The sequence below is a fragment of the Pseudomonas brenneri genome, from assembly GCF_007858285.1.
Lineage (GTDB): Bacteria > Pseudomonadota > Gammaproteobacteria > Pseudomonadales > Pseudomonadaceae > Aquipseudomonas > Aquipseudomonas brenneri.
The window spans coordinates 18,425-42,725 of record NZ_VFIL01000003.1 but is presented as its reverse complement, the minus strand read 5'-3'; the positions used below and the strand labels follow the sequence as shown (position 1 = coordinate 42,725).

General features: G+C 58.5%; 24 protein-coding genes, 4 tRNA genes and 1 riboswitch. Of the genes, 8 read left to right on the top strand and 20 right to left on the bottom strand.

Features of this window, described 5'->3' with window-relative positions:
- Positions 1-84: 84 nt before the first annotated feature.
- The 7 genes from FJD34_RS06835 to FJD34_RS06805 all read right to left on the bottom strand — a co-directional run bounded on the left by FJD34_RS06835 (position 85) and on the right by FJD34_RS06805 (position 6,365).
- A complete protein-coding gene (locus tag FJD34_RS06835) occupies positions 85-1,113 on the bottom strand; it encodes a hypothetical protein (RefSeq protein ID WP_090291766.1) in 1,029 nt (342 codons plus the stop codon).
- A 177-nt stretch (positions 1,114-1,290) separates the two neighbouring features.
- Positions 1,291-2,610 (bottom strand): flagellar hook protein FlgE, encoded by a 1,320-nt coding sequence (flgE, locus tag FJD34_RS06830; RefSeq protein WP_032861554.1) that lies wholly within the window; start codon positions 2,608-2,610, stop codon positions 1,291-1,293.
- 31 nt (positions 2,611-2,641) lie between these two features.
- The gene (gene flgD, locus FJD34_RS06825; RefSeq protein ID WP_032861555.1) at positions 2,642-3,373 is read right to left on the bottom strand and encodes a flagellar hook assembly protein FlgD; all 732 of its coding nucleotides are present in this window, start codon (positions 3,371-3,373) and stop codon (positions 2,642-2,644) included.
- A gap of 16 nt (positions 3,374-3,389) precedes the next feature.
- Positions 3,390-3,833, bottom strand: a complete 444-nt coding sequence (gene flgC, locus FJD34_RS06820; protein ID WP_032861557.1) for a flagellar basal body rod protein FlgC — start codon at positions 3,831-3,833, stop codon at positions 3,390-3,392.
- A 3-nt stretch (positions 3,834-3,836) separates the two neighbouring features.
- Entirely contained in the window at positions 3,837-4,244 is a 408-nt protein-coding gene (flgB, locus tag FJD34_RS06815; RefSeq protein ID WP_032861558.1) for a flagellar basal body rod protein FlgB, read from the bottom strand.
- A gap of 317 nt (positions 4,245-4,561) precedes the next feature.
- A complete protein-coding gene (gene cheR / locus FJD34_RS06810; protein ID WP_032861559.1) occupies positions 4,562-5,389 on the bottom strand; it encodes a protein-glutamate O-methyltransferase CheR in 828 nt (275 codons plus the stop codon).
- Positions 5,390-5,432: 43 nt separating this feature from the next.
- On the bottom strand, positions 5,433-6,365 hold the full coding sequence (locus FJD34_RS06805; protein ID WP_065943568.1) for a chemotaxis protein CheV: 933 nt from the start codon (positions 6,363-6,365) through the stop codon (positions 5,433-5,435).
- Between the two features lie 81 nt (positions 6,366-6,446).
- On the opposite strand from FJD34_RS06805, the gene flgA reads away from it, so the two are divergent.
- From flgA to FJD34_RS06785, 4 genes are all read left to right on the top strand, one after another.
- Complete coding sequence (flgA, locus tag FJD34_RS06800; protein ID WP_032861561.1) at positions 6,447-7,217, top strand: flagellar basal body P-ring formation chaperone FlgA; 771 nt, start codon at positions 6,447-6,449, stop codon at positions 7,215-7,217.
- 141 nt (positions 7,218-7,358) lie between these two features.
- The gene (flgM, locus tag FJD34_RS06795) at positions 7,359-7,676 is read left to right on the top strand and encodes a flagellar biosynthesis anti-sigma factor FlgM (RefSeq protein ID WP_032861562.1); all 318 of its coding nucleotides are present in this window, start codon (positions 7,359-7,361) and stop codon (positions 7,674-7,676) included.
- A 48-nt stretch (positions 7,677-7,724) separates the two neighbouring features.
- Positions 7,725-8,192 carry a flagella synthesis protein FlgN gene (locus FJD34_RS06790; RefSeq protein WP_032861563.1) on the top strand — a complete coding sequence of 156 codons (468 nt, stop codon included), beginning with the start codon at positions 7,725-7,727 and terminating at the stop codon, positions 8,190-8,192.
- A gap of 95 nt (positions 8,193-8,287) precedes the next feature.
- The gene (locus tag FJD34_RS06785) at positions 8,288-9,037 is read left to right on the top strand and encodes a flagellar brake protein (RefSeq protein WP_032861564.1); all 750 of its coding nucleotides are present in this window, start codon (positions 8,288-8,290) and stop codon (positions 9,035-9,037) included.
- A 62-nt stretch (positions 9,038-9,099) separates the two neighbouring features.
- Here the strand turns inward: FJD34_RS06785 and FJD34_RS06780 are convergent, their stop codons facing one another.
- Both FJD34_RS06780 and FJD34_RS06775 read right to left on the bottom strand, forming a co-directional pair.
- Complete coding sequence (locus FJD34_RS06780; protein WP_090291768.1) at positions 9,100-10,479, bottom strand: MFS transporter; 1,380 nt, start codon at positions 10,477-10,479, stop codon at positions 9,100-9,102.
- Between the two features lie 373 nt (positions 10,480-10,852).
- Positions 10,853-10,929 (bottom strand) — tRNA-Arg (locus FJD34_RS06775).
- A 329-nt stretch (positions 10,930-11,258) separates the two neighbouring features.
- Between FJD34_RS06775 and FJD34_RS06770 the strand changes: the two genes are divergently transcribed.
- From FJD34_RS06770 to FJD34_RS06755, 3 genes are all read left to right on the top strand, one after another.
- Entirely contained in the window at positions 11,259-11,483 is a 225-nt protein-coding gene (locus tag FJD34_RS06770) for a hypothetical protein (RefSeq protein ID WP_032861566.1), read from the top strand.
- 11 nt (positions 11,484-11,494) lie between these two features.
- On the top strand, positions 11,495-11,674 hold the full coding sequence (locus FJD34_RS06765; protein WP_090291770.1) for a PA3371 family protein: 180 nt from the start codon (positions 11,495-11,497) through the stop codon (positions 11,672-11,674).
- A 412-nt stretch (positions 11,675-12,086) separates the two neighbouring features.
- A complete protein-coding gene (locus FJD34_RS06755; RefSeq protein ID WP_029294475.1) occupies positions 12,087-12,413 on the top strand; it encodes an Arc family DNA-binding protein in 327 nt (108 codons plus the stop codon).
- A 157-nt stretch (positions 12,414-12,570) separates the two neighbouring features.
- On the opposite strand, the gene mgtE is transcribed toward FJD34_RS06755, so the two are convergent.
- The 8 genes from mgtE to ltaE form a co-directional block, all read right to left on the bottom strand.
- Positions 12,571-14,013, bottom strand: a complete 1,443-nt coding sequence (gene mgtE, locus FJD34_RS06750; protein WP_032861570.1) for a magnesium transporter — start codon at positions 14,011-14,013, stop codon at positions 12,571-12,573.
- Positions 14,014-14,393: 380 nt separating this feature from the next.
- A tRNA-Arg gene (locus FJD34_RS06745) sits at positions 14,394-14,470 on the bottom strand.
- Between the two features lie 72 nt (positions 14,471-14,542).
- A tRNA-Arg gene (locus tag FJD34_RS06740) sits at positions 14,543-14,619 on the bottom strand.
- A 108-nt stretch (positions 14,620-14,727) separates the two neighbouring features.
- Positions 14,728-14,818, bottom strand: a tRNA-Ser gene (locus FJD34_RS06735).
- A 62-nt stretch (positions 14,819-14,880) separates the two neighbouring features.
- Positions 14,881-15,069: a carbon storage regulator CsrA gene (gene csrA / locus FJD34_RS06730; RefSeq protein WP_003178872.1), complete on the bottom strand. Its 189-nt coding sequence runs from the start codon at positions 15,067-15,069 to the stop codon at positions 14,881-14,883.
- A 183-nt stretch (positions 15,070-15,252) separates the two neighbouring features.
- Positions 15,253-16,494: an aspartate kinase gene (locus tag FJD34_RS06725; RefSeq protein ID WP_032861571.1), complete on the bottom strand. Its 1,242-nt coding sequence runs from the start codon at positions 16,492-16,494 to the stop codon at positions 15,253-15,255.
- Between the two features lie 97 nt (positions 16,495-16,591).
- On the bottom strand, positions 16,592-19,210 hold the full coding sequence (gene alaS, locus FJD34_RS06720) for an alanine--tRNA ligase (protein ID WP_032861572.1): 2,619 nt from the start codon (positions 19,208-19,210) through the stop codon (positions 16,592-16,594).
- Positions 19,211-19,356: 146 nt separating this feature from the next.
- Positions 19,357-20,361 (bottom strand): low-specificity L-threonine aldolase, encoded by a 1,005-nt coding sequence (gene ltaE / locus FJD34_RS06715; protein WP_032861573.1) that lies wholly within the window; start codon positions 20,359-20,361, stop codon positions 19,357-19,359.
- Between the two features lie 296 nt (positions 20,362-20,657).
- A riboswitch (FMN riboswitch) is annotated at positions 20,658-20,827 on the top strand.
- A gap of 115 nt (positions 20,828-20,942) precedes the next feature.
- On the opposite strand from ltaE, the gene FJD34_RS06710 reads away from it, so the two are divergent.
- Positions 20,943-21,452, top strand: a complete 510-nt coding sequence (locus tag FJD34_RS06710; protein ID WP_032861575.1) for a 6,7-dimethyl-8-ribityllumazine synthase — start codon at positions 20,943-20,945, stop codon at positions 21,450-21,452.
- Between the two features lie 69 nt (positions 21,453-21,521).
- Here the strand turns inward: FJD34_RS06710 and astE are convergent, their stop codons facing one another.
- From astE to astB, 3 genes are read right to left on the bottom strand one after another with little or no spacing between them, the layout of a single operon-like run.
- Positions 21,522-22,526, bottom strand: a complete 1,005-nt coding sequence (gene astE / locus FJD34_RS06705; protein ID WP_032861576.1) for a succinylglutamate desuccinylase — start codon at positions 22,524-22,526, stop codon at positions 21,522-21,524.
- Positions 22,527-22,538: 12 nt separating this feature from the next.
- Complete coding sequence (locus tag FJD34_RS06700; protein WP_003214319.1) at positions 22,539-22,829, bottom strand: hypothetical protein; 291 nt, start codon at positions 22,827-22,829, stop codon at positions 22,539-22,541.
- A 23-nt stretch (positions 22,830-22,852) separates the two neighbouring features.
- Complete coding sequence (gene astB, locus FJD34_RS06695; RefSeq protein WP_065943573.1) at positions 22,853-24,199, bottom strand: N-succinylarginine dihydrolase; 1,347 nt, start codon at positions 24,197-24,199, stop codon at positions 22,853-22,855.
- Between the last annotated feature and the right edge of the window lie 102 nt (positions 24,200-24,301).

Below are 24,301 nucleotides of genomic sequence, written 5' to 3'. Positions count from 1 at the left end.
TAAGCCCGCCTTGGGTTTAACCTCTCAAGGCTAAAGAGCCCCCGATATGCCTAGCGTATCGGGGGCTTTTTTTGCCTGGCCTGGCTAGATCAATACGGTCGCTATACCCGACTGAGGCACGCTGCCTCGCTTCCCCCACAACTCGATGCGACCGTCGATCACGGCCATCGAATGACCATTATATTCAACCGTCCCCACCTTACTGCTTCTCAAGTCGGCATCCGTAGCCGGCCTGTAAAGCCCCTTCAGCCCCAAGCGATCCAGGCCCTCACGAGAGTGCTCACCATCGTTGAGGCTGTTCATCGCCGCCATGAAACTGTGTCCAGCCGTACCGTCGTTGTTTTCCATCTGCGCCCGCTTGGCACTCGCAGCGTACAGAACGTTGGCATCAGTCATCATCGCCGGATCATCACCCTTGAAGTGCGCGTGCGTGGCCGCTTGCCTCAACTCATCTTTGGACAAAGAAAGCTTGAAGCCGTCACGCATGGTTACGTCATAACCTGCGCTCGTCTCGTTCACCGTTTTGAAGACGTCCGTGGGCTTCTGGCCATACCGCATCATTGCGGCCTTTATCGACGAAACGGTAACGCAGTTGCCATCTGGGCCCTGGCTGAAACCACTCCAGATGTTGTTCGGTTTTTCCCCTGGCTTGCTGTTATCGGGCTTGTAGTTGAAATGCTTGGAGCCTTCGGTAACCGGCTTATTACCCATGGCCTCGGAGGGACCAAACCCTCCCGGCTTCACCCCACCGCCACCGCCACCGCCACCGCCGCCCTTGGGTGGTGGTGGCGTTACACCATCACTGGGAAACCATTCGTCCAACATCCGTTTGAGAAACTCAAGAAACTTGTCATCCGCTTCCTGAGTCAGCTTGTTAAGCGTTTCCTTGAATTTCTCATCACCCAGTTTCTGACGCAGATCATTCAACTTATCGCGCAGATCCTGAGCCGTCTGGGTCTTGCCTGCTTGCTCGGCATCAAACAGCTGACCGAGCAAGGTCTTGACCGCAGGCAATTCGCCAACAGGCCCGGCAGGAGCAGACTCCTTACGCGCAACTGCCGGTACAAAGTTAATGCGCCCAGCATCTGGCGCGGACACTCCTGCTCCCCACATACCAAGCCCTCCTCTTGATGGATGAGCCTCATGGGCTCTTGTCCAATCATTGGTGCGTCGGGGCCAAGGCGTTCCTCCTCACATTTTTCTGCGCGTAACTCAATCCACGGCGGACTCTTTTCCTGTGCCCACAAAAAAGCCCCTCCGAAGAGGGGCTTCTTGTGCAGCGCTAGCGCATCACGTCATCTGAATGATGGTCTGCATGATGGTGCTCTGGGTGGAGATGGTCTTGGCGTTCGCCTGGTAGTTGCTTTGGGCCTTGATCAGGTCCACCAGCTCATTGGTCAGGTTGACGTTGGAGTTCTCCAGGGAGTTGGCCACGATCGACCCCAGAGTTCCGGCTTCTGGTGCATCGTAGCCAGGCTGGCCCGAGGCGAAGGTTTCTTTCCAGGTGGTGCCACCGGCAGGCTGCAGGCCTTGTTCGTTGTTGAAGCTGGCCAAGGAAATCTGACCAATGGCCTTGCTTTGCTGGTTGCTGAAGGTGGCGAACAGTACGCCGCTGCCGTCGATTTTCAGCCCGGTGATTTCGCCGGTGGCGTAGCCATCGGTAATCGGCGGGTTGCGGTAGCTGGCCGAGTTGTACTGGGTGATGCTGGACATATTGATCGCAATACCACCCGGGTTGGCGGCAGCGCCGTTGTCCGGGTTCCATACGCCATTATCCATGACGCCCGGCTTCCAGTTGCTGATGGTCAGGGTGGTGTTGGATACGGTACTTGGCGGGGTGACAATCCCCTTCAACGCACCCGCGGTATCAAATGTCACCGTCGAGGCCACCGGAGCAACCGCGCCAGTGCCCTTGACCGGTGTACCGTCAGGGTTGCGGCCATCGATCAGGGTGTAGGACTTCCAGGTGTTGGAGCCGGTTTTCACCATGTACTGCACCATCTCATGGGCGTTGCCTTGAGTGTCATACAACGTGGTGCCGTATTGCTCGGTAAACGAGGTCGCTACCGTTGGATCAAAAGGACTGGTCGCCTGGTCGATCACCGGCTTCGAAGAGTTCAGGTTGCTGGTCGAATCAACCTTGGTCGACGCTTTCGGCGGCAAGTTGGACAGGTTGATCCGCAGATCGGTCAGGCCGCTCTTGGTGATCTTGCCGTCTTCATCGGCCGCATAGCCCTGCAGGCGCGAAGTGCCGGTGTTGTTGGTGATGTAGCCATCCTTGTCCGGCTTGAACGAGCCGTTACGCGTATATTCCAGCGAACCGTCACTGCCCTTCTGCACGAAGAAGCCACCACCCTGGATGCCCATGTCCAGCAAGCCACCGCTGCTGGTCACTTCACCCTGGGTGAACTGCTGGGAAACGGCGGCCAGGTTGACGCCTGTACCGATGGTTTTGTTGCCAGTGCCCAACCGGGACGCCGCGTAGATATCAGCGAACTCTGCACGGGACGACTTGAAGCCGGTGGTCGCGACGTTGGCGATGTTGTTGCCGGTCACGTCCAGTTGTTTGTTGGCCGCATAGAGGCCGCTAAGGCCGATATTAAAAGACATGTTTCTCTCCTCTTGCCGTATTTAGCCGGCTCTATGTACCGATAGTCTGAATTTGCGACAGCTTGATGCTGCCCATGCCGCCAGAAAGATTGAGCAGCATTTCGCCGCCGGTCTGGCTCAAGGTCACACTGGTGACCGTGGCCGGCAGCGAGGTTTTCAGGGCAACCGAATCACCAGCATCATTCTTGGTGCTTGCCGCGAAGGTGTAGGTGCCGGAATCAAGCTTCTCGCCCGCTTCGTTCTTGCCGTCCCAGATAAAGTCCGACTTGCCGGCGCTCTGGGCGCCCAGCTCGATAGTCTTGACCAGCTTGCCGTCCTTGTCGGTGACCTTGACGGTGACGTTGCCCACCGACGAACCCACGGCGACCGAGCCGGTGAAGCTCTTGCTCGTATCGACCATGGCCTTGCCGGTTTCGATAATGACCGAGCGCCCTACCAGCGACGACGCTTGCAGTGCCTGCGACGACTTGTAGTTGCCGGTGATGGTGTTCACCGAGTCGTTCAACGTGTTGATGCCTTCCAGGCTGCTGAACTGCGCCAGTTGCGCCACGAACGCGCCGTTATCCTGGGGCGACAGCGGGTTCTGGTTCTTCAACTGCGTAACCAGCAGTTGCAGGAACGCATCCTTGCCCAGGGACTGGTTACCCGAGGCGGCCTTGGCGGTATCGGCCAGGTTGCCCTGGTTGGCCTTGGCATCCTTGACCTTGGAGTCGAACAGACTCTGGATCGTCGACTGACTCGACACATCGTTAGTGACGGACATTCTTTAGCGCCCCTTATCACTGACCCAGGGTCAGGACCTTCTGCATCATGGCTTTGGCGGTGTTCATCATTTCCGCGTTGGTCTGGAACGAGCGACTGGCGGAAATCATGTCAGCCATTTCCTCGACCACGTTGACGTTGGGGTAGTACACGTACCCCTTTTCATTCGCGGCGGGGTGATTGGGTTCGTAGCGCGCATCGAGGTTGCTCTGGTCTTCGACCACACCCAACACCTGGACGCCCTGGCCCGCAGCATCCTGATTCTGGAACAACGATTCGCTGCCACCGCTCTGAGCGCCCTGGAACATGGTGGCGAAGACCGGGTGCCGGGCACGGTAGGTCTGGTCGATGCTCGACGACACCGTTTCGGCGTTGGCAATGTTACTGGCGACCGTGTTCAGACGCGTGGTCTGGGCGCTCATGCCACTACCGGCAATATTGAAAACACTGGATAGAGACATGACTTACTCTCCGCGCAGGGCTGACATCAGCCCTTTGAATTTGCTGTTGAGCAGGGTGAAGCTGGCCTGGAAGTTCACCGAGTTCTCGGCGTAGTTCGATTGCTCCAACTGCGCATCGACCGTGTTCTGGTCGATCGACGGCTGCATCGGCGTGCGATACATCAGCGACTCGTCGCCATTGCTCAGGCCCTGCGCTTCGATATGACGGTTATTGGTCATGTTCAAGGCGAAGGAACCGTTCTTGGTCTTGTCACTCTGTGCGGCGAGCACGGCAGCAAAGTCCAGGTCCCGAGCCTTGTAGTTCGGGGTATCGGCGTTGGCGATGTTGTTAGCCAGGACTTCGGCACGCTGGGCGCGGAAGCCCAGGGCTTGTTCGTGGATACCGAGCGCTTTATCGAAGCTGATGCTCATGGCGGAGACCTTTAGGGCTGACCTGCTTTTCGTAACAGGGATATAGCAAGCGCCATGCCAGCTTTGTCAGGCCTAATAAATCAGGGGGTTAGGGAGGTATTGCCGGCGGCAATGGCGGAAAAGCGGCAAGCGCTTTCCGCGAAGCGCCAGTAAAGCGGCAACGAGCGTTGCCGCTATCCAAGGTGTGACACAAACAAATGTGGGAGCGGGCTTGCTCGCGAAGGCGGTAGATCAGTTGGTTGATACTTGACTGACACACCGCCTTCGCGAGCAAGCCCGCTCCCACACAATCCCGCTCCCACATTTTGGGTTGGACGCTATTTGGCCTGGTAGATAATGCCCGGGCTGCACTGCACCATCTGGTAATGATCCGGCAAGCCGTTCAGCGCCTCGGACGCACCGAGGAACAGATAACCACCACGCTTGAGCGTGCCATGGATGCGCAACAGGATGTCTTTCTTCACTTCAGCCGAGAAGTAGATCAAAACGTTGCGGCAAAACACGATGTCGAACTTGCCGAGGCTGGCGTAGCTGTCCAGCAGGTTGAACGAGCGGAACTCCACGCGACTCTTGATCGGCGCCTTGATCGCCCAGCGGCCGGCGCCCTTGGGGTCGAAGTAACGCTGCAGGCGCTCCTGGGACAAACCGCGCCCCAGGGCCAGGCTGTCGTACTCACCGGTCTTGCAGTTGGTCAGCATGGTGCCGGACAAGTCAGTGGCAACAATTTGCACCCCGGCCTTCAACTGACCCATGTTGGTCCGCTCGAACTCATCGATGGACATCGACAGCGAATATGGTTCCTGCCCCGACGAACACGCCGCCGACCAGATGCGCAAGCGCTGGCCAGGGCTGGCCTTGATTGCCTCGGGCAAGACCTTGTTCTTGAGCACCTCAAAGGGATAGGTGTCACGAAACCACAGGGTTTCGTTGGTGGTCATGGCGTCGACCACCATTTCCTTGAGCCCGCTGCGCGGCTGGCCCTGGATGCGCTGCACCAGCTCGCCCAGGGACTTGATGCCCTGCTGTTCCATCAATTTGTTGAGACGGCTTGATACCAGATATTGCTTGTTTTCACCGAGCAATATGCCACAGGCTTTTTCCAGGAATACCCGGAACTGTTCGAAATCCAAATTACCCGTAGACAATGAAACCGCCTCTTAACTCGTGTGACCGCCAGGGAGAAAGCCCCTAGCCGTGATCTGCAGATTTGATCCGTTCGACGACCCGGGAGGCCAGGTCATCAGGACGGAATTTGGCCAGGAAGTCATCGGCACCGACCTTCTTGACCATTGCCTGGTTGAATACACCGGACAATGAAGTATGCAGGATGATATGCAATTTTTGCATGCGTGGGTCGTTGCGTATCTCGGCCGTGAGGGTGTAGCCGTCCATTTCCGGCATCTCGATGTCGGAAATCATCATCAGGAACTCTTCTTCCGGCTTCTTGCCTTCATCGACCAGCTTGCGCAGATAGTCCAGGGCCTGGCGACCATCATTGAGCGCCACCACTTCCACACCGACGGTCTGCAGGCAACGGGACACCTGCTTGCGCGCCACCGAGGAGTCATCCACCGTCAACACCCGCAAGGACACGGCCTTTTGCTGGGTCTGTTCATCCACGACGCCTACCGAAATATGCTCCGAAGTCGGCGCCACTTCCGCCAGGATCTTCTCCACGTCGATGATTTCCACCAACTGGTTATCGACCCGCGTCACTGCCGTGAGGTAGTGATCGCGCCCGGTGCCCTTGGGTGGTGGATGGATTTCTTCCCAGTTCATGTTGACGATACGTTCCACCGAGCGCACCAGGAAACCCTGAGTCTTGGTGTTGTATTCGGTGATGATCACAAACGGGTTTTCGCGATCCTGCAAGCCAGGCGAACCGGTGGCCATCGCCAGGTCAAGAATTGGAATCGTCGCACCACGGATGTTGGCCACGCCACACACGACCGGGTTGGACTTGGGCATTATGGTGAGCTTGGGGCATTGCAGCACCTCCCGCACCTTGAAGACGTTGATGCCATATAGCTGCTTGCCATCGAGTCGAAACAGCAACAACTCCAGGCGATTCTGCCCTACCAGCTGTGTGCGCTGGTTCACTGAATCCATTACACCCGCCATGCCCAGACTCCTACGCTACAAAACTTACGGGTACGACGCGCACCCAACACGAAACGGCACGCGCTTTGCTTTTTATTGGCCATGGACATCAAAACGACAGTTTCCCGACGCCTTCGCTCGCCACAGTACCGCAGATTACTCTGCGCCTGGATGGCGTTGGCGTTGCTTGCCTTGGGCACAGGCCATCAGGCCCGTGCCGACAACGTCACCTTGCCTGATCTGCTTATCGGCGTCACTCAAGGCTTTCTTGAGTTCACTGTAGAAGATTATCTGGCGACCACCCAGACACCGGGCCGTTATGAAATCCAGGTCAACCAGTTGGACCCACGCTTGCGCATGCCCATGTGCGACAAGGAATTGACAGGTTCCCTGGAAAGCCCGGCCCAACCCATTGGCCGTGTGACCGTGCGCGTACGCTGCGACGGCAGCTCGCCCTGGACCGTGTTCGTACCAGCTCAGGTCCGACTGTTTCGCGACGTAGTGACCGTCACCCGCCCACTCAAGCGCACCGGCATCATCGGTTTTGAAGACGTTGCCCTGCGTGAACGAGACATCAGCCAGATCAGCCAGGGCTACCTCACCTCGGTGGACCAGGCCGTGGGGCAAAAACTGACCCGACCAATGGTCACCGACCAAGTCATCACCCTGGTTCACCTGGAACAGGCTGAAGTCGTGCGCAAAGGTGACCATGTGGTGATATCCGCCAGCAGTGGCGGCCTGAACGTGAAAATGCCGGGGGAAGCCCTGGCCAATGGCGGGATGAGCGAGCAGATCCGCGTGAAAAACCTCAATTCCAAGCGCGTGATCAAAGCCCGGGTAACGGCCCCGGGCCAAGTGGAGGTCGCGCTATAGATCACTGGCGTGGGACGCTGGCTTTTCCTACACTGTGCACACGATGTCGCTGTGCATAGGTTTATTGTCGATCGAGCCTAAAGTTTGTCCGGGTATGGCCGAAAACATGGCAAGCGTCCAAATACCCAGAGGTTTTTTAACATGGTCATTGATTTCAGCCGATTGAATAACGCCCAGCCAACGCCCGGCGGCACGCGCACCAGCGCGGCCAAGGACAGCGTTGAAGCCAAGGCCCCGGCGCTGCCCGCCAAGGCAGAACAAACCGCATCGACCCAAAGTGGCGAATCGGTGCATTTGAGCAATGAGGCTCAACAGTTGCAGAAGATCACGGACTCGCTGCGCGATCAGCCGGTTGTCAATAAAGCCCGTGTGGCCGAGTTGAAGCAGGCGATTGCCGATGGCAGCTATCAGATCGACAACGACCGTTTAGCCAGCAAAATCATCAAAGCCGAGCGCTAGGCAAAGGCCTGCGCCGGGCTTTTGGACGCTTAAAACCCAAGGCCAGCCATGCACGACGAAAATCTGCTGCAACTGATCACTGAAGACCTGGCTCCCGCGCAACACCTGCTGGAGCTGCTTCAAGACGAATTCGTGGCCCTGTGCGGGCGCGACATGCGCCTGCTGGAAGACATCCTGGCACGCAAGCAATCGCTGATCATCCTGCTTGAACAACACGGCCAGAAACGCAGCCAGATCCTGCTCAGCCTGGGCCTGCCCGCCGACCACAGCGGCCTGGAGCAGTTGGCCAGCCATTCTTCGGTCGGTGACCAGTTGCTGGCCCAGAGCACCGCGCTCAATCAGTTGTTGATCAACTGCCAAGAGGCCAATGTACTCAACGGCCAGTCGATCCAACTGCAACAAGCTACCACCGCCAACCAGTTGCGCATCCTGCATGGCGGCGAACCTCCAGCACTGTACAACGCCCAGGGTTCCACTTCCCGGCTGGTCAAGCCCAGCACCCTCAGCCAAGCCTGACGCCGGTTTATCGCGCGCCCTATCAAGGCGCGCCACATGCTGGCAAAATGCCGGTTCTTGCGTGTAGTCGTATTTTGTCTGGAGATGGAAGAGCCGTGTTCAACACCCTTAGCGCGGAAGATGCTCCGCAGCCACCCAAGGTCCTTACCACACCTCTGGAAATTGCCGGCACCTTGCGGCTGCTGCAAGAGAGCCACGACCCCCTGATCATCACCTTCCACGAACGCAACCAGCGCTTCCAGAGCTACCTGGTGGATGTCGACAAGGACAGCAAGACGCTGAGCCTGGACGAGATGATTCCACCCGAAGGTGAACGCTACCTGGAGAATGGCGAAGCCTTTCGCATCGAAGGCTTTCACGAAGGCGTGCGCGTGGCCTGGGAGAGCAATGGCGCCCTGACCATCGGCGCCCTGGACGGCCACCGCATCTACAAGGGCAGCCTGCCTGAAGAAGTGGTCTACCATCAGCGCCGCAACGCCTTTCGTGCGGCGCTGAAACTGGCGCAACTGGTGAATATCGAAATGGGCGGCGATAAACTCAAGGCGCCTATCAGCGGCAAGTTGCTGGATATTTCCGCCACCGGCTGCAAGTTGCGTTTTGAAGGTGACATCTCCGAGCGCCTGCAACTGGGCCAGGTCTATGACCGCTTTATCGCCGCCCTGCCCTTCGGCAGCATGACCACCGCGGTGGAGTTGCGTTACCTGCACTTCGAAGAAAAGATCAACACCACCTTTGCCGGTGTGCGCTTCCACAACATGAGTGGCCTGGTGCAGCGCCAAGTCGAGCGTTTTGTCTACCAACTGCAGCGCGAGGCGCGACGGTTCGATAAAGACGACGACATGTAAGCGCCAAACGCGCGGCACAAAAAAACGGGCAGTTCCTTGGGGAACTGCCCGTTTTTTTTGTTTCAGGGACGGGCCCGGCTCAGGTCATGCGGATGATCATCCGGGTCGGGATGCTCCGGCGGCTCGGATTCAGGTTGTGGCTCTACCTCAGGCTCAGCTTCGGGCGCAGGTTCAGGCACGGTCGTTTGCATCTGGTCCTGGACCACCTGCTCATCTACACGCGGGTCGAGGGCCGCCACCAAGGGCGAGCTGGACATACTGTCGGGCATCGCCACGTGATGCAGCGGCGCGTCGTCCACCTGATGCAGGTTGGTCACAGCCTTGGGGCGAATGCGCCAGACCAGGATCAATGCGCACAAGCTGAAGAACGCATAGAGCATCTGGTTGCCAAACAGCTTCATCACCACACCAGCCAGCAACGGCCCGATACTCGCGCCCACCCCATAGGTCACCAGCAACATCGCAGTGAGCGACACCCGGCGATCACCCTCGACGTGGTCGTTGGAAAAAGCCACGGCCAACGGATAGAGACAGAACTGCACCAGCGAGCACAGGAAGCCGGCCACAAACAGCACTTCCAGCGGCACCCGGGTCATGATCGCCAGCGGCAATGCCGCCACGGCCAGGCACAGGGCAAAACAGCGAATCAGCAACGCCCGGTCATAGCGATCCGACAGCCAGCCCAATGGCCATTGCACCAACAGGCCAGCAAAAATGCAGCTACCCATGAACAGACCGACCTGCTCGGTACTCAACCCCTGCTGGGACGCGTACAACGGCGCCAAACCGTAGAAAGAGCCCACAATCAGGCCAGCACCCAACACCGTACTCAGGGATTGCGGTACCCGCTTGATAAAGAAGCGCGGCTCCATGGGCGCCGGATGCAACGGCGCGGGGTGAATACGCCGGGTCATGGCGACTGGCACCAGGCACAGGGCAAAACACAACGCCACCAGCATCAGCAGCTCAAGCCCCAACTGGGGATGCATGACCAGAATCAACTGGCCCAGCACCAGCCCCAGGTAGGACGCGATCATGTAACCGCTGAAGACCACGCCGCGCTGCTTGGCATCCGCCTGCTCGTTAAGCCAGCTCTCGATAACCATGTATTGGCACATCATGCCCAGGCCGACGATGATCCGCAGCACGATCCAGGCCGGCAGCCAATCCACCAGGCCATGCCCCAGCACCGCGGCACCGACAATCCCGGCACAGGTGGCGTAGGCCCGGATATGCCCCACGCGGGCGATCAGGCGATGCCCGATCTTGCCCCCCAGCACCAGGCCAAAATAGTTGGCCGCCATCAGCGCACCGACCCACAGGCTGTCGACATTATCAGCCGCCAGGCGCAAGGCCAGGTAAGTACTGAGCAAGCCGGAGCCAATCAGCATCATCAAGGAGGCGAAATAAAGGGCTCGAAAAGATTTCCAGATCTGGCGCATCGGCGGTCCGAGCGGCTCCTTGCGGTGGGTGTCAGGCTATTCACACTAGCCTGAGGACAAAGCGTCGTTAAACCCAGGCACCCAACGACACAGGCACCCGGGGGTATTTTGATCCGACAAACAGGAAAACCTCGGGATCTTCGAAGCATGCAGCCTTCGATGAACTCGACACCCAACAGTTCCTTCGCCTGCAAGCGAGTGTCTGACGCACTCCGACAAGGGACAGATACAGGTCCTGACAATATATCTCGCCAGCCAGCCCGAAAGCACTGGCCAAACGGCCAAGAAAACAGCCACCCATAAAAAAACCCCGCCAGAACATTCTGATCGGGGTTTTTCAACATCTCGGTCGGGGTGGAGACGAGACTGCAAATGGTGTCCCAGGGCCGGTTCGAACGGCCAACCTTCCCCTTAGGAGGGGGATGCTCTATCCAATTGAGCTACTGGGACTAATGACAGGCACGCAGCCAAGTGGCGTTGCGACGGACGGCGTGCATGTTAACGGCCGAGGTGAGTTTTGTCATGTCGTCCGTCAGCTTTTTAGGCGCAAGCCCTCTTCCCGCCCCGCCAGCGATAAGCCTTCGTCCACAGGTCTGACACCCTATCGTGCAAAATGCATCAGTGCGAAATGCCATCATTGCATATTGCAATGAGCCATACTTTTGAGATCAACCTAAGCATTTGTTTTTAAAGTACTTTACTCAAAATACTAGCTGGCACGATGACTGCACTCTTTATGCTTATAACACTGTCCTGCCAATGAACACGGGGAAACACCCATGAACAGTACACTCCTGATCCTCAACGCCCTGGCCTTGGCCGTGCTGGTGACGTTCCACTTCCAACCCAGCAACGACAGTGATACTGCACAGTTCAGCCACACGGGCAGCCACCAGACCCAGCAACGACCTCAACTGGCCGTCATGACAGCCAACGGCCAACCCTCGGTTCAACTGACACAGGATGCACAGGCTGCCGGTTCTTCTGAACACTTGATTTTCTAAGCGAACCCATCATGACCAAGCCCGCCTGGCTGTTTCTCATCCTGACCCTTTCCACGGGCATCCTGGGGCTCAATACCTCATCGACCGACTGGCAAGCCCTTTGCCTGGGCGCCTGCGCTGTATTTGCAACCGCGCTGGCGATAGCCGTGATCGTCGGACGCCGCTTCAAATTCGACCCCATCCTGCGCTGAACACCCCGCGACGACAGATTGACACCCTGCCAATATTCCCTCGACCTTATGTCGCCTCGGCTCGCAAATCGGCCATTTGCCACTAGTCTTAAAATTAAGGGCAAAAGGCCATATTGCTATAGGATGTGCGCCCGAAACCCCTCTTGCATCGAGAGCCTGCGGGCTGACCAACAACCAGATTACCCCGCAGAAAAGTTTTCCAACCAGTCCGCAAATTTGAAAATGAGTACTGGCATAACGCCTGTAGGAAGTTCAATATTTGTCACAGAATTGACGCCAAGTAACTGGCAAATTTGAGGCATGATGCGGCCTCTTTGCAATTCAGGTTGAACATTTGTCCGCAAGCCTTGTCCTAACACACATCTTGCGGCCAATTCCAAAAACCGCTCCCCTGAACTAACCGGTTAAATATATGCGCCCATTGAAACAGGCAATTTATTCCAGCCGTACGGCTGACAAGTTCGTCGTACGTCTGCCAGACGGAATGCGGGAACGCATTGCCGAGGTGGCTCGCAATCATCACCGCAGCATGAACTCTGAAATCATCGCGCGCATGGAGCAAAGCCTTATTCAGGAAGGCGCGCTGGGTGACGAACTGAGCATGCGCATGGACAGCCCGGAGCTGTCACTGCACGAGCGCGAGCTGCTGCAGCGGTTTCGCCAACTGTCCCACCGTCAGCAAAATGCGCTTGTGTCGCTGATTGCCCATGACGTTGAGGCAGCTGCAGAAGCCGAATAATCGGCAACTGAAAGCTGAAGCCAGCCTTGCGCTGGCTTTTTTTTGCCTGGAATGTAGGAGCGAGCCTGCTCGCGAAAAACTCAAGGGCACCGATTTTCTATGGGTGCCCCGCGTTATCGTCAACGCTTTTCGCGAGCAAGGGGAAGCGAGCCGCAGATCAGAGCAGGAAGATCGTCGCCAGCCCCAGGAAGATGAAGAAACCACCACTGTCGGTCATGGCCGTGATCATCACACTGGCGCCCATCGCCGGGTCGCGCCCAAGTCGCGCCAGGGTCATGGGGATCAATACCCCCATCAACGCCGCCAGCAACAGGTTGAGGGTCATGGCCGCCGTCATCACCACGCCCAGGGACCAACTGCCATATAGCAGGTAGGCCACTATGCCGATGACACCCCCCCACACCAGACCATTGATCAGGCCCACCGCCAATTCCTTGCGCATCAGGCGCGAGGTATTACCCGTACTCACCTGATCCAGGGCCATCGCCCGCACGATCATGGTGATGGTCTGGTTACCCGAGTTGCCACCAATACCGGCCACGATAGGCATCAGCGCTGCCAGCGCCACCAACTTCTCGATAGAACCTTCAAACAGGCCGATCACCCGCGATGCAATGAACGCAGTGACCAGGTTGACCGCCAGCCACGCCCAACGGTTGCTCAGGGATCGCCAGACTGACGCAAAAATATCTTCCTCTTCACGCAGACCCGCCATGTTGAGGACTTCGTTTTCGCTTTCTTCACGGATCAGGTCGACCATCTCGTCGATGGTCAAACGGCCAATAAGCTTGCCGTTCTTGTCGACCACCGGGGCCGAAATCAAGTCATAACGCTCAAATGCCTGGGCGGCATCGTAGGCGTCTTCATCAGGATGAAAGCTCACCGGGTCGCTGGCCATGACCTCGGCGACCTGTTTGTCCGGATCATTGACCAGCAGACGCTTGATCGGCAGCACGCCCTTGAGGATGCCCTCGTAGTCGACCACAAACAGCTTGTCGGTGTGCCCCGGCAGCTCCTTGAGGCGCCGCAGGTAACGCAGAACCACTTCCAGGCTGACATCCTCACGGATGGTCACCATTTCGAAGTCCATCAGCGCACCGACCTGCTCCTCGTCATAGGACAACGCGGAGCGCACTCGCTCACGCTGCTGGCCGTCGAGGGTCTCCATCAGCTCATGGACAACATCACGGGGCAGTTCAGGGGCCAGGTCGGCCAGTTCGTCGGCGTCCATCTCCTTGGCCGCAGCCAGGAGCTCGTGATCGTCCATGTCGGCGATCAGGGTTTCACGCACCGAGTCGGAGACTTCGAGGAGGATGTCGCCATCGCGATCAGCCTTGACCAACTGCCAAAGCGTCAGACGATCGTCCAGCGGCAGGGCTTCAAGGATGTAGGCAACGTCGGCAGAGTGCAGGTCATCGAGCTTGCGCTGCAATTCGACGAGATTCTGCCGATGGACCAGGTTCTCGACCCGGTCTTGATGAGGGCCTTCCTGGCGATGGGTCAGATCTTCGACCACGCGCTGGCGATGCAGCAGCTCGACAACTTGCGCCAGGCGATCCTGCAGGCTTTCTTGTGTTTTCTTTACTTCTACTTCGGTCATAGGCGAACTCCACTCCCAGCAGCGGGGCACGCCGGAAGGATCAATCAGTCAATTCATGATTGGTAAAGCGGGGTACTGAGTAACTACTGGGTAAGTCCATGGAGGTATTCCACAAGCCCCGGCGGGGCTGACGGGCGCAATGATACACGCCCGGCCGCTTCAAACGTTAAAAAACTGGAAAGAACAAGTGCTTGCGCCACAAAGCTGAGTATTGGCCGCACGTATGAAACTGCGACGACACCGACAGAAAAGAAAACACATGGGCGAGAGAAAAACATACCAAGCCGAGACAAATCCTACAGAACAATGCCTGCCCGACAGCTCGAAAACAAAAACCCCAGACGGCAAAAAGCCCGCACTAGGCGGGCTTTTTGTTTGTATGGTGCACTCGACAGGATTCGAACCTGTGACCGCTCGGTTCGTAGCCGAGTACTCTATCCAGCTGAGCTACGAGTGCAGATTGTGTTTTTAGACCAGATCACAACTGGTTGGAGCCAAGCTACCTGCATCGCTGCAACTAACTCTTAAATGGTGCACTCGACAGGATTCGAACCTGTGACCGCTCGGTTCGTAGCCGAGTACTCTATCCAGCTGAGCTACGAGTGCATTTGTTGCCGCGCATTATAGGCCGTTCAATCTCTATGTAAAGCTATTTTTTCGTTTAATTTCAACAACTTAGCGAAAAAACCAGATTGCAACGTACTAAGCAAATAATGGCGGAGAACGGGGGATTCGAACCCCCGACACCCTTTTGAGGTGTACTCCCTTAGCAGGGGAGCGCCTTCGGCCACTCGGCCAGCTCTCCGCAACACGGGGCGTATATTAACCAGCTTCTTCCCCGTTTGCAAACATAAAAAACGATAAAAATTAATGGCTTGGTTCGTCGTCCTTCTCTTTCTTGATCCGCAAGTAGATTTCCTCACGGTGGACAGCCACCTCTTTGGGGGCATTGACCCCAATCCGTACTTGATTGCCTTTGACGCCGAGCACGGTCACGGTGATTTCGCCATCACCAATAATCAGGCTTTCTGCGCATCGGCGAGTCAGAATCAGCATACCTTTCTCCTCACGCATTTCATTTCGGGAACAACAGTCTGCAAAAAAAGGCCTTGAGCCCATAACCCTGCGGCCATGGCCCTGCATGCCTAAGTATTGTCGAGCACGGGCAAAAGAACAGGCCTGCGCCCTCGCCCGACAAAAAAGAAAGGCGCGGGTCAACCGCGCCTTTCTGGCAACGCGTTACTCGCCCTGTCGGGCCGGCGCGTCCAGTTCGAAAGCGGTGTGCAATGCACGCACAGCCAGCTCCAGGTACTTCTCTTCGATCACCACCGACACCTTGATCTCCGAAGTGGAGATCATCTGGATATTGATGGTTTCCTTGGCCAGGGACTCGAACATGCGGCTGGCAACACCCGCATGGGAGCGCATGCCAACACCGACGATCGATACCTTGGCGATCTTGGTGTCACCCACCACTTCACGGGCACCGATCTCTTTCGCGGTGTTCTGCAGGATACGTTCCGCCGCGTCGTACTCATTGCGGTGCACGGTGAAGGTGAAGTCGGTGGTGTTATCGTGCGCAACGTTCTGCACGATCATGTCGACTTCGATATTCGCGGCACTGATCGGGCCGAGGATCTTGAAGGCCACGCCCGGGGTGTCTGGCACGCCACGGATGGTCAGCTTGGCTTCATCGCGATTAAAGGCGATGCCGGAAATGATCGGCTGTTCCATGGATTCCTCTTCATCAATAGTAATGAGGGTGCCCGGACCCTCTTTGAAGCTGTGCAATACGCGCAGCGGTACGTTGTACTTGCCGGCGAACTCCACCGCACGAATCTGCAACACCTTGGACCCGAGGCTGGCCATTTCCAGCATCTCTTCGAAGGTGATCTTGTCCAGGCGCTGGGCCACGGACACGACGCGCGGATCGGTGGTATAGACGCCATCAACATCCGTGTAGATCTGGCATTCGTCAGCCTTCAGGGCTGCCGCCAGCGCCACACCGGTGGTGTCGGAGCCACCACGCCCCAGTGTCGTGATGTTGCCTTGCTCATCAACACCCTGGAAACCGGCGACAACCACCACGCGACCGGCCTTCAGGTCGGCACGAATCTTCTGGTCGTCAATCTGCAGGATGCGCGCTTTATTGTGCGCGCTGTCCGTCAGGATCCGCACCTGGGTGCCGGTATAGGACACAGCAGGCACGCCACGCTTGTTCAGCGCCATGGCCAACAGGGCAATCGTTACCTGCTCACCGGTGGAAACGATCACATCCAGTTCACGCGGAACCGGTTGCTGGTCGCCACTGATTTGCTTGGCCAGGTCGATCAGGCGATTGGTCTCGCCGCTCATGGCCGACAGCACCACTACCAGGTCGTCGCCGGCATCGCGGAATTTCTTAACCTTGTCGGCGACCTGCTCGATTCTTTCGACAGAGCCGACCGAGGTGCCTCCAAATTTCTGTACGATCAAAGCCATTTCTAAGCCGCCTCAGCCCGTAAAGGGGCGCCCAATAAACAAATCTTCCAGCACCTCAGCAAGCCCATGACTAGACCATGGGCTCATTAACAGCGCCTTAAATGCCGGCCTCGACAAACGGCACGGTCAGGGCCAGGGCCGCGTCCAGGGCACCAGCGTCAACACCACCGCCTTGCGCCATGTCCGGACGACCACCGCCCTTCCCGCCCACTGCCGCGGCGGCTTGTTTCATCAAATCACCGGCCTTGAGTTGGCCAGTCAGGTCTTTGGTTACACCGGCAACCAATACGACCTTTTCCTCATGGACACTGCCGAGCAGGATCACTGCGCGGCCGAGCTTGTTCTTCAACTGATCGACCAAGGCCAGCAACGCCTTGCCGTCCTGACCATCCAGGCGTACGGCCAAAACCTTCACGCCCTTGATGTCCAGTGCCGAGGCCGACAAGTCGTCGCCCGCCGCACTGGCTGCCTTGGCTTGCAATTGCTCCAGCTGTTTTTCCAGCTGGCGGTTGCGTTCCAGTACGCCAGAGAGCTTGTCGATCAGGTTGTCACGGCTGCCCTTGACCAGGGTCGCCGCTTCCTTGAGTTGTTCTTCGGCTGCATTGAGATAGGCCAGGGCCGCAGCGCCGGTCACCGCCTCGATACGCCGTACACCGGAGGCCACGCCGCCTTCGCTGATGATTTTCAGCAGGCCGATGTCGCCGGTGCGCTTGGCATGGATACCACCGCACAGCTCTACGGAGAAGCTGCCGCCCATGCTCAGTACACGCACGTTGTCGCCGTATTTCTCGCCGAACAGCGCCATCGCGCCTTTGGCCTTGGCGGTTTCGATGTCGGTTTCTTCGGTTTCCACCGGGGTGTTCTTGCGAATCTCGGCGTTGACGATGTCTTCCAGGGCCTTGATCTGCTCAGGCTTGATCGCTTCAAAGTGGCTGAAGTCGAAGCGCAGGCGCTGGCTGTCGACCAACGAACCCTTCTGCTGGACGTGCTCGCCCAATACCTGGCGCAATGCTGCGTGCAGCAAGTGGGTGGCCGAGTGGTTCAACGCGGTGGCATGACGCACATTGGCATCAACCTGCGCGTCCACCGGCGCACCAACGATGAGGCTGCCCAGCACCAGCACGCCGTGGTGCAGGAATGCCCCGCCGGTCTTGGTGGTGTCGCGCACGTCAAAGCGGCCGGACGTCGAGCTCAAGAAGCCACAGTCGCCGACCTGGCCACCGGACTCGGCGTAGAACGGCGTCTGGTCCAGAACCACTACGCCCTCTTCACCTTCGCTCAACACGTCGACCGACTTGCCGTCCTTGTAGATGGCAACGACTTTGGCCGCACCGGCGGTGGCGTTGTAACCGGTAAACTCGGTGGCCACGTCAACCTTGACCAGAGTGTTGTAGTCCAGGCCAAACGAACTGGCGGAACGCGCACGCACGCGCTGGGCTTGCATCTCACGCTCGAAACCAGCCTCATCGATGGTCAGCTCGCGCTCACGGGCGATGTCGGCGGTCAGGTCCATCGGGAAGCCGTAGGTGTCGTACAGCTTGAACACCACATCGCCCGGCACCACAGTGCCTTTGAGCTCAGCCAAGTCCTGTTCCAGAATTTTCAGGCCGTGTTCCAGGGTCTTGGAGAACTGCTCTTCCTCAGCCTTGAGCACGCGCTCGATGTTGTCCTGCTGCTGCTTGAGTTCCGGGAAGGCTTCGCCCATCTCGGCAACCAATGCGGCCACGATCTTGTAGAAGAAGCTGCCAGTGGCGCCCAGCTTGTTACCGTGGCGGCAGGCGCGACGGATGATGCGACGCAGCACATAGCCACGACCTTCGTTCGACGGCAGCACACCGTCGGCGATCAGGAAGCCGCAGGAGCGGATATGGTCCGACACCACCTTGAGCGAAGACTGGCTTTCGTTGGCGCAACCAATGGCCGCCGCTGAAGCGCTGAGCAGGTTCTTGAACAGGTCGATTTCGTAGTTGGAGTGAACGTGCTGCATCACCGCACTGATCCGCTCCAGGCCCATGCCGGTGTCGACCGACGGCGCTGGCAACGGATGCAACACGCCATCGGCGGTGCGGTTGAACTGCATGAACACGTTGTTCCAGATTTCGATGTAGCGGTCGCCGTCTTCCTCTGGCGAACCCGGCGGGCCACCCCAGATGTCGGCGCCGTGATCGTAGAAAATCTCGGTGCAAGGGCCGCACGGGCCGGTATCGCCCATGGTCCAGAAGTTATCGGAAGCGTACGGCGCGCCCTTGTTGTCGCCAATGCGGATCATGCGCTCGACCGGCACGCCAATCTGCTGGGTCCAGATGTCGTAGGCTTCGTCATCGGTGGCATAGACCGTCACCCAGAGTTTTTCCTTGGGCAGTTGCAACACGCCGGTGAGGAAGGTCCAGGCAAAGGTAATGGCATCGCGCTTGAAGTAATCGCCGAAACTGAAGTTACCCAGCATTTCGAAAAAGGTGTGGTGGCGAGCGGTGTAGCCCACGTTTTCCAGGTCGCTGTTCTTACCGCCGGCCCGCACGCACTTCTGGCTGCTGGTAGCACGGGTGTAGGCGCGTTTTTCCTGGCCCAGGAAGCAGTCCTTGAACTGGTTCATCCCCGCGTTGGTGAACAGCAGGGTTGGGTCATTGCCTGGGATCAAAGAGCTGGAGGAGACACGGGTGTGACCTTGCTCTTCGAAGAAGCGAAGGAAGGCTTCACGGATTTCTGCGCTTTTCATTAGGTTCTTCCACGGAGGCTGCGGCCAAAGGCCAGTGCGCAACATCATCAGACGGAGCGACGGCAAAGGGCCGCATTATATCGGCCCTTTGCCCGTGGTACAGCGTGTTTATACGATAGAAACAGTCAATTAGACGGCCAGCACTGTCATTTCCGGGAAAACTCGACAAATGTCGCCAACACTTGTTCGATCTGTGCCCGACTGACGTCCAGATGCGTGACCATGCGCAGGCGCGACGCAGCACTCAACTTGATCCCGCGCTCCTCGGCAAAGGCCTTCAGGGCCTGGGCCTGCTCGCCGATCTGCACGTAGACCATGTTGGTCTGTACCGGCTCCACGCTATAGCCGGCCTTGCGCAGTTCGTCGCCCAGCCACAGCGCATTGGCGTGGTCTTCGGCCAGGCGCGCCACCTGATGGTCCAGGGCATACAGCCCCGCCGCCGCCAGCGAGCCCGCCTGGCGCATGCCACCGCCGACCATCTTGCGCAAACGACGGGCCTTGGCGATCAACGCACTGGAGCCACACAGCACCGAGCCAATCGGCGCGCCAAGGCCCTTGGACAGGCATACCGAGACCGAATCGAAGTGCTGGGTGATCTCCCGAGCATCGACACCCAGCTTGACCGCTGCGTTGTACAGCCGCGCGCCATCCAGGTGCAGGGCCAGGCCATGCTCACGGGTAAACGCGCGTGCGGCAGCCAGGTAGCTCATGGGCAGCACTTTGCCCTGCATGGTGTTTTCCAGGGCCAACAACCGGGTGCGGGCGAAGTGGAAGTCATCCGGTTTGATCGCTTCTGCGACCTGGGCCAGGTCCAGCGAACCATCGGCCTGGACTTCCAGGGGCTGCGGCTGGATCGAGCCCAGCACCGCCGCGCCGCCGCCTTCGTATTTGTAGGTGTGGGCCTGCTGGCCGACGATGTATTCCTCGCCCCGCTCGCAGTGAGCCATCAACGCGAGCAGGTTGCTCATGGTGCCGGTAGGCACGAACAGCGCGGCGGCAAAGCCCAGGCGCTTGGCCAGTTCGGCTTCCAGGTGGTTGACGCTGGGGTCTTCACCGTAGACATCATCACCGCTCGGTGCAGCGGCCATGGCAGCTCGCATGCCAGGGGTGGGTTGGGTCACGGTGTCACTACGAAGATCAATAACAGACATCAAGTGTGCCTCTGCGAGTGGGGGATTCCCTGTTGTAACCGATTACTGCGGGCATCTGCCGAAAATATCAAGGCGAAAACCCATTTACTGTAGGAGCGAGCTTGCTCTCGAAAAACCTTAACGATGACGCGTACATGCTGAATGAACGTGCTGCCCTCGGATTCTTCGCGAGCAAGCTCGCCCCTGCAATCGAGATGCATGTCCAGCGATACACATCGATTTTGACTATCAAAAACGTAGCTATGCAGTTTTTCGAAATGTATGGTAAAAACTCTCCGCCGCCAGGGTTCTGGTGGCAACGTTCTCAGGGCGGGGTGCAATTCCCCACCGGCGGTAATTGCGCGCAATGCGCATAGCCCGCGAGCGCTTGGCGCCTCGAACTGCTCACGCAGGACGGCGCCAAGGTCAGCAGACCCGGTGTGATCCCGGGGCCGACGGTCATAGTCCGGATGAAGAGAGAACGGGATTGGCGCCTAAGGGCCGTGCGCGAGAAGTCATGCCTGGCATGATCGATTCGGCCGTACCCTTAAATCCCATTCGATTCATAACGCCCTGTTTTTTTCATAAACAGGAGTCAGAACATGCAACCCACCGCAATCGACAGCAAGAGCAAAAACCACCACGGTGAGCGCGTCGCGTTTATCCAGGCTTGCTGGCACAAAGATATTGTTGATCAAAGCCGTAAAGGCTTCCTCGCCGAAATGATCGCCCAGGGCTACCAGGAGTCGGATATCGATTTCTTTGAAGTCGGCGGCGCCTTTGAAATGCCCCTGCACGCCAAGCTGCTGGCCAAGTCCGGCCGTTACGCCGGTATCGTCGCGGCTGCCCTGGTGGTGGACGGCGGGATCTATCGCCATGAGTTCGTCGCGCAATCGGTGGTCAGCGGCCTGATGCAGGTGCAGCTGGAAACCGAAGTACCGGTGTTCTCCGTGTCCCTCACCCCGCACCACTTCCACGCAGGCAGCGAGCACCACAACTTCTTCTTTGAGCACTTTGTGCACAAGGGCAAGGAAGCTGCACAGACCTGTGCCGATACCCTGCACAAGATCCGTGCGATCCGCCGCAATGAGCCGCGGGCGGTAGCGGTTTAAGCGACACTGCAAAGCAAATGTGGGAGCGGGCTTGCTCGCTCCCACATTCGACCGAGTTAGTCTCGGGATTCAGGCCAGGCCAACATCCGTGGTTGGCACAATCAGGATGCCCGCGCGCAAGCCATTCTTGACCTTGGGGTTGGGGAAAATGATGCGTGCGCCCTCCTCTTCGATCACCCAGCGGGTCTTGGCGATGTCTTCCGCCAGCAGATAGCCCTTCTCCAACTGCGAAAAATTCTCCACATCCGCCGGCAGGTGCAGGGTGAAGGCGTCGCTGTGCTTGATGATTTCCCGGGCCACGCTGAACAACTTCAGACCGTCCAGGCCCTCGGTCGCCGGCTCGTTGCCTTCAATGATCTGCTTGAGGCGGGTTTCCAGGCGCGAGACGTCCACGCCCTGGTTCTGCCCGAATGGCCGGGCCTTGCCCAACTCCAGGGTGAACGACTCGGCACCCAACTGTTCGTAGGTAAAAGCCGTGAAGGTGATGGAGGTCTTGTTCTGCAACAGCACCGCTTCCATCCCCGCCGCCCGCAGACGGGCCAGTTCGGCGCGGGAGTGCTGGCGCCCTTCCTTGAAAGGGTACAGGGCGAACTGCTCGATCTTCGAGCCACGAATCGCCGTATGCAGGTCGTAGTGCAAACGACTCCGCTCAGGCACGCTGAAGAAGGTACGCGCCAACTGTTCAAGCTCGGCCGCGCGCATCGCTTCCGGGCCGATGCTTTGTTCGTGACGGCCATTGAACAGCCGGTTGACGTCCTGTTCGAGGTAACGCTCGCCGCGACGCATGGCCTCGGGGTTGCCGAACAGGAACAGAATACGGGTGCGGGGCTTGATCTCCCCACGGGCAATGCCATGCAGCAAGCGGTCGGCCAATTCGATCGGCGCGGTTTCGTTGCCATGGATACCGGACGACAGCAGCACATCGGCGCCGTTGTCCCGGGCTTGCGCAGGCCGCACTTCAAGTGCGCCCTCACTGAGCCAGCGCATCTGCACGCCGTCGACAGTCAGTTGAATTTTTTGCGCCGGTTCGCGACCGGCGAGGGTCAGTTCAAGCAGTTTGCCGAGGGCGAGCATAAAGCAGCTTCCTTAGTGGTTGCAGCCTGGGCCGTGGACGTGATCGTCGTCATCACCTTCAACGTCGGCCGGTTCCATTTCCAGTTGCAGGCTCATCAGGTTGGTGGCCAGGGGGCGCATCAGCAGGTTGGCGTATTCGGCGTCACCTTCTTCCACGTCCACGCCGATCAGCAGTTGACCGCGGCCGTCGTGCTGGATCCAGATTTCCTTGCCCTGCCACACCACCGCGACGCGGGTGCAGGAAGTTTCCAGCTGGGTGCCGTCGGTGTCTTCAAGGATCAGCTTCAGGGTATCGGTGGTCATATAGAGGTCTCAGCCGTGTGGCGTTAATTGATCTGGAAAGGATAAACCGAGCCCAGTTTAAGGATTTGCGTCAGTTCATCCAATGCCGTACGGCACTCAAGCAGTAACTGCGGGTCAGCCAGGTCGGTTTCGCGCAGGCTGTCGCGGTAGTGCTTGCCGACCCATTGGGTCAACGTTTCGTACAGCGGTGCTGTCATGATAACCCCTGGATTGACCGCCGCCAGTTCGGTTTCCTTCAACGCCACGCGCAGGCGCAGGCATGCCGGGCCACCGCCGTTCTGCATGCTTTGCTTGAGGTTGAAGACTTTCACTTCAGCGATCGGTCCGCCAGAGCTGGTCAGGCCTTGCAGGTACTGCCAGACGCGCTCGTTGTTGCGGCACTCCTCGGGCACGATCAACAGCATCGAACCGTCGGCGCGGGTCAGCAACTGGCTGTTGAACAGGTAGGAACGCACCGCGTCTTCCACGCTGACCAGGGCCCGTGGCACGCAGATCGCCTGGAAGTTGCCGCCGACCTGGCCCAGCTTGGCCTGCAGCTCGGCGAGCATCTGCTCGGTATTGAGGAACGCATCCTCGTGATAGAACAGCACTTCGCCGTTGCCCACCGCGATCACATCGTTGTGGAACACTCCGGCGTCGATCACGGCCGGGTTCTGCTGACCGTAGACCACCCCGCCATCCTGCAGGCCGTGCAAGCGCGCAACGGCCTGGGACGCTTCGAGGGTCTGGCGCGCCGGGTACTTTTGTGGCGCCGGGTAACGGGTGTCGAACGCACTGCGGCCGAACACGAAAAACTCTACGCCCGCCTCGCCATATTCGCGGCAAAAACGCGTGTGGTTGGCCGCGCCTTCATCACCGAACTGCGCCACCGCCGGCAACGCGGCGTGGTGGGCGAAGTGCTGCTGATCGGCAAACATCGCCCCCAGCACGCGGCTGGTGGTCGGGTGTTCGATGCTGCGGTGGTATTTGCAGTTGAGGTTGGCGGCGGTGAAATGCACGCGGCCATCCGCTGTGTCGGCACTCGGGCTGACGGTCGCGGCGTTGGCCACCCACATGCTCGATGCCGAGCAACTGGCCACCAGCAACGGCATGGCGTGCTTGGCCGCCTGCTGGATCACCTGGGCGTCGGTACCGGCAAAGCCAAGGCTGCGCAGTGCGGCGACGTCAGGACGTTCCTGGGGGGCGAGCACGCCTTGCACAAACCCCATTTCCATCAGGGCTTTCATTTTCGCCAGGCCCTGCAGCGCCGCCTCCCTGGGGTTGGAAGACTGCTGGCTGTTGCTCTGGGAGGCGACGTTGCCGTAGGACAGACCGCCGTAGTTATGGGTCGGCCCCACGAGACCGTCAAAATTGACTTCACAGGATTTCATCGGCGAGGCTCCACGAACATCTGTTTTTATAAACAATCTTCATCACACCACAGATCGAATGTGGGAGCGGGCTTGCTCGCGAAGGCGGCGGACCAGTTACCT

What these genes read in the sequence shown, in the direction of transcription:
- FJD34_RS06835 (WP_090291766.1), bottom strand. Translation starts at nt 1,113, where the DNA reads ATGTGGGGAGCAGGAGTGTCCGCGCCAGATGCTGGGCGCATTAACTTT.
- flgE (WP_032861554.1), bottom strand. Translation starts at nt 2,610, where the DNA reads ATGTCTTTTAATATCGGCCTTAGCGGCCTCTATGCGGCCAACAAACAA.
- flgD (WP_032861555.1), bottom strand. Translation starts at nt 3,373, where the DNA reads ATGTCCGTCACTAACGATGTGTCGAGTCAGTCGACGATCCAGAGTCTG.
- flgC (WP_032861557.1), bottom strand. Translation starts at nt 3,833, where the DNA reads ATGTCTCTATCCAGTGTTTTCAATATTGCCGGTAGTGGCATGAGCGCC.
- flgB (WP_032861558.1), bottom strand. Translation starts at nt 4,244, where the DNA reads ATGAGCATCAGCTTCGATAAAGCGCTCGGTATCCACGAACAAGCCCTG.
- FJD34_RS06805 (WP_065943568.1), bottom strand. Translation starts at nt 6,365, where the DNA reads ATGGCGGGTGTAATGGATTCAGTGAACCAGCGCACACAGCTGGTAGGG.
- flgA (WP_032861561.1), top strand. Translation starts at nt 6,447, where the DNA reads ATGGACATCAAAACGACAGTTTCCCGACGCCTTCGCTCGCCACAGTAC.
- flgM (WP_032861562.1), top strand. Translation starts at nt 7,359, where the DNA reads ATGGTCATTGATTTCAGCCGATTGAATAACGCCCAGCCAACGCCCGGC.
- FJD34_RS06790 (WP_032861563.1), top strand. Translation starts at nt 7,725, where the DNA reads ATGCACGACGAAAATCTGCTGCAACTGATCACTGAAGACCTGGCTCCC.
- FJD34_RS06780 (WP_090291768.1), bottom strand. Translation starts at nt 10,479, where the DNA reads ATGCGCCAGATCTGGAAATCTTTTCGAGCCCTTTATTTCGCCTCCTTG.
- FJD34_RS06770 (WP_032861566.1), top strand. Translation starts at nt 11,259, where the DNA reads ATGAACAGTACACTCCTGATCCTCAACGCCCTGGCCTTGGCCGTGCTG.
- FJD34_RS06765 (WP_090291770.1), top strand. Translation starts at nt 11,495, where the DNA reads ATGACCAAGCCCGCCTGGCTGTTTCTCATCCTGACCCTTTCCACGGGC.
- FJD34_RS06755 (WP_029294475.1), top strand. Translation starts at nt 12,087, where the DNA reads ATGCGCCCATTGAAACAGGCAATTTATTCCAGCCGTACGGCTGACAAG.
- mgtE (WP_032861570.1), bottom strand. Translation starts at nt 14,013, where the DNA reads ATGACCGAAGTAGAAGTAAAGAAAACACAAGAAAGCCTGCAGGATCGC.
- csrA (WP_003178872.1), bottom strand. Translation starts at nt 15,069, where the DNA reads ATGCTGATTCTGACTCGCCGATGCGCAGAAAGCCTGATTATTGGTGAT.
- FJD34_RS06725 (WP_032861571.1), bottom strand. Translation starts at nt 16,494, where the DNA reads ATGGCTTTGATCGTACAGAAATTTGGAGGCACCTCGGTCGGCTCTGTC.
- alaS (WP_032861572.1), bottom strand. Translation starts at nt 19,210, where the DNA reads ATGAAAAGCGCAGAAATCCGTGAAGCCTTCCTTCGCTTCTTCGAAGAG.
- ltaE (WP_032861573.1), bottom strand. Translation starts at nt 20,361, where the DNA reads ATGTCTGTTATTGATCTTCGTAGTGACACCGTGACCCAACCCACCCCT.
- FJD34_RS06710 (WP_032861575.1), top strand. Translation starts at nt 20,943, where the DNA reads ATGCAACCCACCGCAATCGACAGCAAGAGCAAAAACCACCACGGTGAG.
- astE (WP_032861576.1), bottom strand. Translation starts at nt 22,526, where the DNA reads ATGCTCGCCCTCGGCAAACTGCTTGAACTGACCCTCGCCGGTCGCGAA.
- FJD34_RS06700 (WP_003214319.1), bottom strand. Translation starts at nt 22,829, where the DNA reads ATGACCACCGATACCCTGAAGCTGATCCTTGAAGACACCGACGGCACC.
- astB (WP_065943573.1), bottom strand. Translation starts at nt 24,199, where the DNA reads ATGAAATCCTGTGAAGTCAATTTTGACGGTCTCGTGGGGCCGACCCAT.